Below are 12,350 nucleotides of genomic sequence, written 5' to 3' on the forward strand. Positions count from 1 at the left end.
GAAATATCAGACTTACGAAGTTTTAAAACGGCAACGCCTTCAATGAGGCCGTTAAAAAACAAACAAACTCGAATTAAACTTCTTAAGTCTTTGTTCATGAAACAACCTAAAAGTGATAATAAGGCGATACCATTACATAAACAATAACACCTGTTATTGTTACATAAAGCCAGATAGGGAATGTCCATCTAACCAGTTTTTTATGTTTTTCAACCTGCATTTGCAAGCCGCGGTAAAAGCTTAACAAGATAAGTGGTAAAACGCCTGCTGCCAGTATGATGTGCGAGATCAATATGGTTAGGTAAACCGTTCGAAGTCCGCCAACCGCATTTCTTTCAACGTCTGACAATACGCCATCACCATCCAGGTCACCAAATACTGTTTCTTTTTTCATCAGGTAATGGAACGTAATGTACGATACCAGGAAAAGCGACGACAGGCAAAAGGCTAATATATTTATCCGTTTGTGCATTATAATATTGCGCTGCCTGATAAAATATAAGGAGAGTAACAACAGCAAACTGCATGTACCATTAAGTATAGCATTAAGCTTTGGCAGATAAAGCGTAAATGAAGGTGTAACATCAGGCACAGGCAAAATTTTCCTGTTAAGGATCACCACTACAGCAAACACAAATATGGATACTGCTGCTACAAAACGGAATATAAATTTATCTGTCATGTTTTTGAGATTCAAGAATCAGGAAGTCGAGAGGCAAGATAGCAGTTAATGTCATCCATAGTACCCTGGTTATCTCCTGATCCAATTTATTGCCTGATTTTATTTATTTATCTTATTTCTTGACTCTTGACATCTTGGCTCCTGCTTCTATCTTCCTTCTAATACAAAGGCGTATCGTTCTTTCGCAGCTCGTCAGATATCAATACTTTAATTTCGTCATTCAGTCGTTCAGCTTCTAATGTTGATGCGCCTGTATAGTACCCCCTGATGCGTCTGTCGCGGTCAATTAATATCACCTGATCGCTGTAAACAAAATCATTAGAGCCTGTTTGCAAAGCGTTTACTAAAAGGCCTTTGCGGGCCATGTTATATATAGTGCTTGTATCGCCGGTTAAAAACAATCTTTTTGAAGAAAGGTCTTTAAAGCCCGCAGCATATTTTTTTAAAGCCGCAACATTATCATGCTTCGGATCAACTGTTATGGATAAAAAATACACCATCTTATTCCTGGTATAAAAGGAATCGATAGCATTAACATTCCTGTTCATCAACCCGCAAACCGAAGGGCAGCCTGTATAAAAAAAGTTTACTACCAGTATTTTGTTGTCAAGGGTTTTAAGCGATACTGCTTTCCCATTCTGATCGGTTAAATTGAAATCGGGAATGGTATGGTAGATGGTATCCTGAACATCTTTTCCGTTAACCTTATGCGTGGTTTTGGCTACCTGTTTAGGGCCAAAAACGGCGAGCGGTTTATACCTGTTTTTACCGTGAGCGGTTAGTAAATAATATAAAAATCCTGGTACTACTAAAACGAGTACCAGGATCGTGATCTTTTTCAGTATGCCGGCTTTCTTCATTACAGCCTTAGGTCAATCCAATAGTGGCTCTCGTTTGTAAGTACCAATATTAAACCGATTATAAAAAGAATCGGGACTATAATAGCCAGGGCAAGGCCTACTTTTTCAAACTTTAAGTGCATAAAGTATGCAACTATATAAAATGCCTTAAATAAAGTTAAAACAATATAAATAGGGTTTATCCAGTGCGATGGCCAATGGTAAGTAGGAGCCAGCCAAAGTGCTATAATAAACTCAATACAGGTTATACCTAATAATATGAAAAACACTTTCCATATTCTACCCCTGGTCATTGTATCATGCTCTTCGTGCGCGGCACCATCTGCATGGATATGTGTAGTTTCTGATGACATATATAAATAGGGTTAAATTATCAAACTAAGTAAAAAAACGTAAATACAAACACCCACACCAAATCTACAAAGTGCCAGTAAAGGCCAACCTTTTCGATCATTAAATAGCTGCCGCGTTTTTGATAGGTGCCTAACAACACATTAACGGTTATTATAATGTTAATGACAACACCTGAAAATACGTGGAAGCCGTGGAAGCCTGTTATGGTAAAGAATAAGTTTGCAAACTGGTGCGATGACATTTGCTGCTGAGCCAGCGTAACGTTAGCCCCATGTTGCCAAAATTCCTTTAGGGTCTCTGCGTTCGGTATAGCTGACCACCAAAAACCTTCGCTATGCAGGTGATTCCACTCCAATGCCTGGCAGCTTAAGAACATAAGGCCACCAATAATAGTACCTATCATCCACCACACAACTTCTTTTTTTGCGTTGCGGTGCCCGGCCTCAACAGCCAGTACCATAGTAACAGAGCTCATGATGAGGATAAAGGTCATTAAACCCACAAAAACCAGGGGAGCGCCATGTTCAATCGATGTTCCGGGAACTGATTGAAATACTAAAGAAGGCGACGGCCAGGTTGGGGCGCTAAAACGTAATGCTCCATAAGAGATCAGTAATGACGAAAAGGTAAACGCATCCGAAAGGAGGAAAAACCACATCATCATTTTACCATACTCTACGTCAAAAGGCGATTTGCCTCCAGACCATGGTGTTGATTTTACCTCATCAACTTGTTGTGTTACTGCTGTACTCATTTGTACTTGGATAATTGTTTTAATTTTGGTTCAAAAGTAAAAAAACATACAGATAAATCCACATAATATCGAGAAAATGCCAAAAAATAGACGCCATTTCCATCTTAAATATATTCTTTACCTGCGGTATGTTTCTATAAGTGGCTAATACAGTATTAAGTAATACCAATAAGCCGGCAATAATGTGTAGCAAATGCATCCCGCAAAACACATAAAGAAACGTGCGTGATGCATTTGGATCTGTAAAGTATATACCCATTTTATAGGTCAATACATAACAGGCATAAACCTGCACTGCGAAAAAAGCAATGCCTAAAAAAAATGTAACCCATAAAAAAAGTTGCTGCCTGGCAATTTGCAATCCTTTTGCCGCCTTTGAAGCCATAAACAGGGTTATACTGCTTATAATTATAACTAGGGTACTGTATAAAAACGGCTGTGGTATTTGTACATTAAGTCCATGTCCCTTTCCTCCGCTGTAAACTATAAAGCCACTGGATAAAGCCGCAAAAAACATAAACGAAGTGAATATAAAAATCCACATGGTAAACTTTTTGGCTCCCAGGTTTAATTTTTCTTCTTGTCGTTGTATCTGAGCCATCATTTCACCTTTCCTATAAAATCAAATAAAAACATTAACTGCACTATTGGTAGATAAAAAAACGACCCATACATCAAATATTTCGCTTCTTTTATCTGACGGGTGCGTAAAAGCATTAGAGCCAGATAAAAAAACAACCAGCTGCATACCAATGAAACCCCGCCTACATAATAACCGCCATACCCATAATAAGTCGGTAATAAACTAACCGGTATTAATATTGCTGTAGATGCAAAGGTAAATAATGCACTGGTTAAATTTCTTTGTCCCGACGGCAGTAATCTAAAGCCCGCAAGTTTATAATCATCATCAAGCACCCAGGCTATGGCCCAAAAATGCGGAAACTGCCATACAAACTGGATCCCGAACAATATTAAAGCTATCGTATCAATTTGAGGGTGTGCGGCCACATAACCAATAAGCGGCGGTAAAGCGCCTGGGATAGCACCCACAAACACTGCGATTGGCGATTTACGCTTTAAAGGTGTATATACAAATGCATACAGGATCACTGAAAATACCGAAAGATAACCAGCCGTTAAATTAAGCTTGCCAAGCAAAATGGTGCCGGCAATACCCATAAATAAACCCATTACCAAACCCTGTCCGGTGGTCATACGTCCGGCAGGTATGGGCCTGTCCATGGTGCGTTTCATCAGCTTATCGAGGTCTTTCTCTATTATTTCGTTAAAGCAGTTGGCGGCAGCAGTTACCAAAAAGCCACCGGCAATAAGCATCAGCCAGTTGCTCCATACAATTTCACCATTAACTTTACTCCCTATTAAAAATGATATGGAAGCCGAAAACACCACCAAAAAGGTGAGCCTTAGTTTTATCAGCTTTGAAAAATCACTCCAGATCATTGTTGAACCCCTCCTTTAACCGACTGATATAAATTTAACATCAGGTAAAATTGTGCGCTGAAAACCAATGTTGCCAGCAATACGTGCGCCGCTTGTGCAACTGGCGGTAATGCCCAATAGGATAATAAAATCCCGGTAACAATTTGCAGCATTATCATCAAAAATACAAAACTCATTATTTGTTGCTGTATGGAATGACGGTTAAATGTACGACGCATTAAAGCATACAATACAATGTTAGCTACCAATACCAATATAGCTACATCCCTGTGCTGTGTAAAAATAACGCCGGCGTTGCTTATCCAGTCATCGCGATAACCGCCCTGTAAATGGCCGGCAACTGCGTCAATTTTTTCTCTAACCTCACTGCCAAAAGCAATTTGTACAATGCTTATTACTAAAGCCAGCAACGTTGCAATATGCGTTACCGGGTTAACACTAAGCTTTGGCCTGCCATAAACCCGCGCCAAATGGTAAGTAATTATACTTAAAGCCAATATGGCCAATGCAAGCAGCATATGTACTGTAACTATCCATGCAACCAGGTTTGTTGATACAACTATCGAGCCCAGCCATCCCTGGAAACCTACCAGTATCACATTCAGAACACTTAATACAGGTATCAGTTTATTTTCGCTGCGATAACTAAACGCTAAAATCGCAGTTAACAATAAAAAGATCCCTGAAACAGCACCCAAAAGCCGGTTGATATATTCCGTCCAGGTTTTAGCCACGTTAAATTCTTCGGGAACCAATATTGATCTGTCCTGGCGGATGCGTTTTGCCAAATCGCTGTAGCCAAACACATCCAATGTTTTAGCAAAACGTTGATTTTTAGCTAAACGGCCGGCGACATACTTCTGCTTATAATCTTTTGGTAATTCCGAGCTGCTTGTTGGCGGTATATACCTTCCAAAGCACTTAGGCCAATCGGGGCATCCCATTCCTGAACCAGTACTACGTACAACTCCGCCGGCAAGTATCAGTATAAATAGCAGAATTATAGTAGCGAGGTTGATTTTTTGGAACCGGATTTTCGACGTGGATGTCCTCATTTATTTTAAGCTGAAAGCCAATAGCACAAAGCAGAAAGCTGATAGTAGCCTCCACAACATGCCTGCTCCAGGTGTTGTCAGTGTATTTTAAAAATTTAGGGTACCTGTTGTGGAAATATTTCCGGTACAGATACCCTAAAAGATCAGATCGGTAATAAAATTATTTTACCGCTTCGTTAGCTTTTTGTGCATTTGTCCATTTGGTATGTTCTTCCAAACCACCTGGATTATCTTCAAAGTCATGAGGCAGATTTGAGCTCATGGTTTGTGAAAACGGTACGTTTTGCGGTATAAAATCTGTATCGTGACCTGGCTTGCTGTAATCATACGGCCAGCGGTAAACGGTTGGTATTTCACCATCCCAGTTGCCGTGAATATGCTCAATTGGCGCTGTCCACTCCAATGTATTGGCATTCCATGGATTTTGAACGGTTTTCTTACCCCAGAAAATAGAATGAACAAAATTGTATGCGAAAGCTAACTGAGCAATACCCGCCATAATAGCTGCCCAGGTTATAAATACGTTTACTGTTAACCAGCGTTTCATTGATTCAAACTCGGTGAACGCATAGTAACGACGGGGTACACCGTCAAGTCCCATAAAGTGCATCGGGAAAAACACCAGGTAAGCACCAATAAAGGTTAACCAAAAGTGCAGATAGCCTAAACGCTCATCCATCATCCTACGGTACATTTTAGGGAACCAATGGTAAACACCGGCAAGCATCCCGAATATAGCCGCCGACCCCATTACAAGGTGGAAGTGGGCAATAACGAAATAAGTATCATGCAAATTAATATCCAGCGCAGCGTTACCCAGGAAGATCCCGGTTAAACCACCAGAGATAAAGAATGAAACCATCCCGATAGCAAAAAGCATAGCCGGCGTAAAGCGGATATTACCACGCCACAATGTAGCCAGCCAGTTAAAGGTTTTAACCGCCGACGGCACCGCGATAATTAATGTTGTGATCATGAACACACCGCCCAGGAACGGATTCATACCCGTTACAAACATGTGGTGACCCCAAACTATAAATGATAATACGGCAATACCTATTAAAGAGTAAACCATTGCATGATAACCAAAGATAGGCTTACGTGAGTTTACCGCCAATACTTCGGATGAAAGACCCATTGCAGGCATAATAACGATATATACCTCAGGGTGGCCCAGGAACCAGAACAAGTGCTGGAACAATATCGGACTACCACCTTCAAAAGGCATTACCTTTCCGTTCAATACAATGTCAGAAAGATAAAAGCTTGTACCAAAGCTGCGGTCGAATATCAATAATACCACACCGGCAACCAGTACAGGGAATGATAATACACCCAATACAGCAGTAAGGAATAAAGCCCATACAGTTAAAGGCATCTTCCATAGATCCATACCTTTAGTACGCATGTTTAATACAGTACTGATATAGTTAATACCGCCCATTAGCTGTGAGGCAATGAATAATACCATACTGATCAGCCATAAGGTCATACCCATATCTGAACCGGGCATAGATTTTGGCAATGCTGATAATGGCGGATAAATTGTCCAGCCACCGCTTGCAGGTCCTTTTTGAACAAGGAAAGATGATAACATGATCAAACTGGCAATAAAGAAGAACCAATAAGAAAGCATATTAACAAATGGAGACGCCATATCACGTGCACCAACCTGAAGAGGGATCAATAAGTTTGCAAAGGTTCCGCTCAATCCGGCAGTTAATACAAAAAATACCATGATGGTACCATGTATAGTAACCAATGACATATAAAAATCAGGGCTGATCCTTCCGTTAGGGGCGAAACGGCCTAATAATGTTTCCAGTATAGGGAATGATTTATCCGGGTAAGCAAGCTGGATCCTGAATAAGATAGATAAGGTCATTGCAATAAATGCCATAATGATCCCTGTAACAAGGAACTGCTTGGCAATATATTTATGATCCTGGCTAAATACGTATGTATTCAGAAAAGTTGCTTTATGGTGGTGTTCGTGACCTTCTTCGTGATGTACAACTCCGTGATCGTGAACTGCTAATGTTGACATAATCGTTACTCTTATATTAATTGTTTAACGCTAACCTGTTTGATGCTGCATTTACCTGCGCTGCTGGTTTTGCATCAGCAAAATGCAATTCCTTCTTTAACGGGTCAGATAAATATGGTTTTTGTTTTGCTATCCAGTCCTGGTATTCAGCTTGTGTAACAACGCGCACTACTTTCTGCATGTTGTAATGGGCTCCTCCGCATATTTTGTTGCAATAAAGCAGGTATTCAAAATTAGGATTATCGGTTTTTCTCCGCATTTCGGCCGTGGTAATAGTTGGCACAAATTTGAAGAAAGTAGGCAAGCCTGGTACTGCGTTTTGCTGCAACCTGAAGTGCGGCATATAAACACTATGTATTACATCCTGTGCGTGAATGTTTAGTCGTATTGACTGATGAACAGGCAATACTAAAGTATCAGCCGAAATATCATCAAGACTATTGCGGTCTTTAAAATCAACACCTAATTTGTTTAATGCTGTGGTTAACCTGAAATTAAGCGACCCAAGTTTTCCATCGGCACCCGGATAACGAAGCTCCCAGGCAAACTGATGACCAGTAACATCGATATTTAAATCGCCTTTTTGCTGACTGCTGTCCTCAACCCTTTGCCAGGTAAAAAATCCAAACACAACCAATATGGTTAAAACCGCTGCAGGAATAATTGTCCAGATCTTTTCAATCAGGTTATTGTGCGGTAAAAAGTAAGCTTTACGTTTATCAGAACCACGGTAAACAAATGCGAAGCCAAAAAGGCAGATCTGTGTTATTACAAATACTATCAGCGTAAGTATAGTAGTAGTAGTAAACATACTGTCGATATCGCCGCCATGAGCAGATGCTGCTTCAGGTAGCTTCATGCTTCCCTGCACAGTTAATGACCAGTAAGCGCCGTACATTCCTGTTATAAGGAATAAAGCACAGCAAACGCCCATAATGCCATTCCAGTTCAAGCCTTTTTTACCCTGCATTTTTTGGGTAAGGTCATAAACCCTTAATATTTTACCCAGTATGGCAACACAAAGTGAAGCTACAAAAAATAGTAATACGTAATAGCCAACTCCTGTCCACATGGCGCTCTTATCAACAGTAGCGGTATCAGCCGCCGCTGTTGCCTGCGCCATTAACTGGTTTGTGCCAAACAGCACGAACGCTGCAAAAAGCGATAGTGTTTTTTTAGAATTTATTAGTTGTTTGAATCCCATTTTAATGGTTGTTTGGTATTCTTTTATTTAGTGCAAAAATAACAATTATTACAAATGATGGTGAAGGCTCTCTTCAAGCAGCGGGTGTTTTTTAGGAACCAGCGATTTAAACTTGCTTAACGCACTTGATACCATAAATATGAACAAGCCTATGAAACCTACAAATAAACATATTTCAATAGGGCCTATCTCTACCGCCCAGCTTGATTGCGGGCCCACGGTACCTGGCATAATCATTTGCCAGTAATCAAGCCAGTGGCCACATATTAATATAATACAAGCTACTTTTAACACACTAACCTTACGTTTTGAATCGCGTGACATTAAGGTTAACAGCGGTGTAAGGAAGTTCACAATAATGTTTAACCAAAACCATGGCTTAAACTGCGGCTCCCACCTTCTGTAAAAATAAGCGGCCTCTTCAGGGATGTTTGCATACCAGGTTAACAGGAATTGTGCAAACCACAGGTAAGTCCAGAATACAGAGAAACCAAACATTAGCTGACCTAAGTTGTGCAAATGGTCTTCAGTTACCCATTGCATGTAACCGGCTTCACGTAAAAGGATCAGTGTTAAAGTGATAACTGATAAACCACCAACCCAAAGGGCGGCAAAGTTATACCAGCCAAACATGGTTGAAAACCAGTGTGCCTCTAACGACATGATGGTGTCAAAAGCAAATAACGGAACGGTAAACCCAAATATTAAAAGGAATATAACCGATACCTTAAAGCTTTTGTTATAGTTAAACATACCGCCAAGCTCATCCTCATTGTTTGAGTATTTTACCAATAAGCGGCCTAACCAGCTATAGCTTCCTAAATAAATAACCAAACGGATCAGGAAGAAAGGAATATTTAAGTAACCTGATTTTGCTGTAATTATAGCATCATAATTTTCATTACCTTTAATGGTTACGCCTTTAAGAGCCCAAAGTTTATACAGGTAAGGAATTGAAGTCATTTTACCTTCCTCATTAGGGCCGGTATGTGTAATAAATAAACCAGCGCATATAATAGCAAGTAATATAATACCTGCGTAAGGCAATACTTTAGCAAATGCCTGCGGAACACGAAGCACTGCTGTTGACCAGCCTGCCTGTGCTACATACTGCACAGCGCAAAAGAAAATACCGCAAATGCAAACGCATGAAAGGTAATAACCGTTAAGCAGCAAGTTTGCAAATGTGCGTTCACCCGCGCCTGATGCAAAGCCAAAGATTAATCCAACCAGACCAATAACGATCATGATCAGGCTCCAGGTTCTGGCCCTGCCTTTAAATTCAAATTGCTCGTCGAAACTATGAGAATTGTTCATTAATAATAGCTTATAAAGTTTGTAAATGGTGAACGTACATAATTACTTTCCAGCGTTCTTTAGGCTCAAGCTGTGAAGCGTATGAACCCATTGCGTTTACACCATAAGTAATAGTATGATAAATTTTACCGTCTGTCAGATCTTTCATTGCGCCGCCGCGTGATGATTGTCCTTTTGAATATGATGGAGGAGCCGGGAAACCGTGCGCTACCACCAAACCATCGCCCTGCCCGCTTACGCCGTGGCATGGTGAGCAAAAATGCTCAAACAAGATCTTGCCATCGGCATAGTTTGCCTGCGTTTGCGGCAATGTGCTTTTTACTTCAAGTCCTGATTTTTCGTATCCGTCCTTATTGTTCGGGTAGTCAAATCGTACAAAACCTAATGGAGTAGTACCTGCCGGTGGAACCTGTGCAGTTTTACCATCCTTAAAGTTGTCATTTTTCTGGTCGGGGTCGTATGCGATGTGCTCATACATATTGGGAGCGTATTCCCATCCGGTACTTCTTTTATCCTTGCAAGATGTAACTATAATCGTTGCAACGATAGTAATAACCGTTATGCCCAATATTTTAATTTTATTCATAGCTAACATATTTTCTATCGTTATGCTTAACTTCTACTGCGCCTGCTTCTTTTAATAAATTAGTGATGTCCTCGTGCGGGATATTTCCCTTTGCGTCAATGGCTATAACAAACCTGTCATCGGTAGCTCTTAAATCCATTACCCTTGGTGTACGGCCCGGAAACAGGTGGGTCGCGTAAAAGAAGGTAAGTGTCATCCCAAATGCTGTAAATAATACAGTCCACTCAAAAGTGATTGGAATAAAATCTGGGATGGCAAAGGCGGGTTTACCACCAATGTTCATAGGCCAATCCTGTACAAGCATGTAATATGCCATGCTGAATATGGTTGTACCACCCAGGCAGCCAAACATAAATGCTGCATAACCTAAACGAGAATCCTTTATACCAAGCTTCCTTTCAATACCGTGGATAGGCATTGGTGTGTAAACATCGTAAATAGGAACGCTGTTTTTCTGTAGTGTATCAATCCCGTTCATCATTTCATCGGGATCTGCAAAAAGGCCTAAAATATATTTCGTGCTGCTCATTTTTATCTTTTTTGGTAATCAGTAATATCAACGCTGTCAAACGATGTTAATGATTCTTTATAATACTCCACCTGTTCAGGCTCTAAATGACCTCCATCTATCAATTTCTTCTTAGCCTGCTCGCTGCTGCTCTTCAAGATCAGTTTCACTTCGGCCATTGCAATTGAAGGCAATACACGGATGAATAACAAGAACATGGTAAAGAATAAACCGATTGAACCAACAAACACACTTACGTCAACCCAGGTTGGATAAAACATTGCCCAGCTTGATGGTACAAAATCACGGTGCAGGGAGATAACGATAATTACGAAACGCTCAAACCACATCCCGATGTTTACCACGATAGACAATACCCATGAAATTGGAATATTTGTACGGATCTTTTTAAACCACATCAGCTGGGTCATCAGTACGTTACAACCGTACATCATACAACCTGCCCACCAGTATGGCCCTATAAACCTGTTTAAGAAAGTATATTGCTCATATTCGCCTCCTGAGTAGTAAGCGATAAAGAACTCGGTTAGGTAAGCCACACCAACAATTGATCCGGTTAAAAGGATGATCTTATTCATCGCTTCAATGTGGAACATGGTGATGTAATTCTCTAAACCTAATACTTTACGGGTTACCAGCAACAGAGTTTGCACCATGGCAAAACCTGAGAAGATAGCTCCCGCAACGAAGTATGGAGGGAATATAGTGGTGTGCCATCCCGGTTCAAGGGAGGTAGCAAAGTCCATTGATACAATGGTGTGTACTGATAGTACCAGCGGGGTTGAAATACCTGCCAGTATCAAACATACCGTCTCAAAACGCTGCCATGTTTTTACCGAACCAGTCCAGCCGAAAGACAATACAGAATAAATCTTTCTGCGGATGCCTGTAGCACGGTCGCGGATGGTTGCAAGGTCAGGCAATAAACCTGTGTACCAGAATACTAATGATACGGAAAAGTAAGTTGAGATCGCAAATACGTCCCATACCAGCGGTGAGTTAAAGTTAACCCATATTGAACCGAACTGATTTGGCAGCGGCAAAGGCCAGTATGCCAACCATGGGCGGCCCATGTGTGATACTACATATGTGGCGGCGCAAATTACCGCAAAGATCGTCATCGCCTCGGCAGACCTGTTGATGGAGTTACGCCAGTTTTGACGGAACAGTAATAAGATTGCCGAGATAAGCGTTCCGGCGTGACCAATACCTACCCACCACACGAAACCGGTGATATCCCAGGCCCAGCCTACTGTTTTGTTTAATCCCCATGAACCTATACCATACCAAAATGTATAACTCACGGCAAATACCCAAAGGCATGCACCTAACGACGCTACGGAAAAACCAATCCACCACGCTTTGCCGGGCATATTTTCAACAGGGCGAAGTACATCATTTGTAATTTGGGCGTACGTGATGTTTTTTCCCGTAATTAACGGTTCCCTGATTATCGATTCACTATGAGATGCCATATTTTAAAATCTCTCTTGTAATT

Annotated in this window: 13 protein-coding genes; all 13 read right to left on the reverse strand. The window is 40.9% G+C overall.

The features are described from left to right. Positions 1-106 precede the first annotated feature (106 nt). The 13 genes from BUE31_RS21575 to nrfD all read right to left on the reverse strand — a co-directional run bounded on the left by BUE31_RS21575 (position 107) and on the right by nrfD (position 12,327). Entirely contained in the window at positions 107-682 is a 576-nt protein-coding gene (locus tag BUE31_RS21575) for a DUF420 domain-containing protein (protein ID WP_073405917.1), read from the reverse strand. A gap of 158 nt (positions 683-840) precedes the next feature. Continuing rightward, on the reverse strand, positions 841-1,542 hold the full coding sequence (locus tag BUE31_RS21580) for an SCO family protein (RefSeq protein ID WP_073405918.1): 702 nt from the start codon (positions 1,540-1,542) through the stop codon (positions 841-843). Next, entirely contained in the window at positions 1,542-1,895 is a 354-nt protein-coding gene (locus tag BUE31_RS21585) for a cytochrome C oxidase subunit IV family protein (RefSeq protein ID WP_073405919.1), read from the reverse strand. The genes BUE31_RS21580 and BUE31_RS21585 overlap by 1 nt, the downstream gene beginning before the upstream one ends. Positions 1,896-1,915: 20 nt before the next feature. Beyond that, positions 1,916-2,650 (reverse strand): cytochrome c oxidase subunit 3, encoded by a 735-nt coding sequence (locus BUE31_RS21590; protein WP_073405920.1) that lies wholly within the window; start codon positions 2,648-2,650, stop codon positions 1,916-1,918. 19 nt (positions 2,651-2,669) lie between these two features. After that, positions 2,670-3,254, reverse strand: a complete 585-nt coding sequence (locus tag BUE31_RS21595; RefSeq protein ID WP_073405921.1) for a cytochrome c oxidase subunit 3 — start codon at positions 3,252-3,254, stop codon at positions 2,670-2,672. Next, positions 3,251-4,114 (reverse strand): heme o synthase, encoded by an 864-nt coding sequence (gene cyoE / locus BUE31_RS21600; RefSeq protein WP_073405922.1) that lies wholly within the window; start codon positions 4,112-4,114, stop codon positions 3,251-3,253. Before cyoE ends, BUE31_RS21595 begins: the two co-directional genes overlap by 4 nt. Next, complete coding sequence (locus tag BUE31_RS21605; protein ID WP_073405923.1) at positions 4,111-5,169, reverse strand: COX15/CtaA family protein; 1,059 nt, start codon at positions 5,167-5,169, stop codon at positions 4,111-4,113. The genes cyoE and BUE31_RS21605 overlap by 4 nt, the downstream gene beginning before the upstream one ends. 160 nt (positions 5,170-5,329) lie before the next feature. Then, entirely contained in the window at positions 5,330-7,216 is a 1,887-nt protein-coding gene (locus tag BUE31_RS21610) for a cytochrome c oxidase subunit I (RefSeq protein WP_073405924.1), read from the reverse strand. Between the two features lie 16 nt (positions 7,217-7,232). Further along, positions 7,233-8,420 carry a cytochrome c oxidase subunit II gene (locus BUE31_RS21615; protein WP_073405925.1) on the reverse strand — a complete coding sequence of 396 codons (1,188 nt, stop codon included), beginning with the start codon at positions 8,418-8,420 and terminating at the stop codon, positions 7,233-7,235. A gap of 48 nt (positions 8,421-8,468) precedes the next feature. Next, on the reverse strand, positions 8,469-9,737 hold the full coding sequence (locus tag BUE31_RS21620) for a quinol:cytochrome C oxidoreductase (protein ID WP_073405926.1): 1,269 nt from the start codon (positions 9,735-9,737) through the stop codon (positions 8,469-8,471). A gap of 10 nt (positions 9,738-9,747) precedes the next feature. Then, complete coding sequence (locus BUE31_RS21625) at positions 9,748-10,323, reverse strand: c-type cytochrome (protein ID WP_317042444.1); 576 nt, start codon at positions 10,321-10,323, stop codon at positions 9,748-9,750. Next, positions 10,316-10,852, reverse strand: a complete 537-nt coding sequence (locus BUE31_RS21630; protein WP_073405928.1) for a DUF3341 domain-containing protein — start codon at positions 10,850-10,852, stop codon at positions 10,316-10,318. The genes BUE31_RS21625 and BUE31_RS21630 overlap by 8 nt, the downstream gene beginning before the upstream one ends. A 2-nt stretch (positions 10,853-10,854) precedes the next feature. After that, positions 10,855-12,327: an NrfD/PsrC family molybdoenzyme membrane anchor subunit gene (nrfD, locus tag BUE31_RS21635; RefSeq protein ID WP_073405929.1), complete on the reverse strand. Its 1,473-nt coding sequence runs from the start codon at positions 12,325-12,327 to the stop codon at positions 10,855-10,857. Positions 12,328-12,350 lie beyond the last annotated feature (23 nt).

It is taken from the genome of Mucilaginibacter sp. OK098 (assembly GCF_900142915.1).
In the GTDB taxonomy this organism is placed as follows: Bacteria; Bacteroidota; Bacteroidia; order Sphingobacteriales; family Sphingobacteriaceae; genus Mucilaginibacter.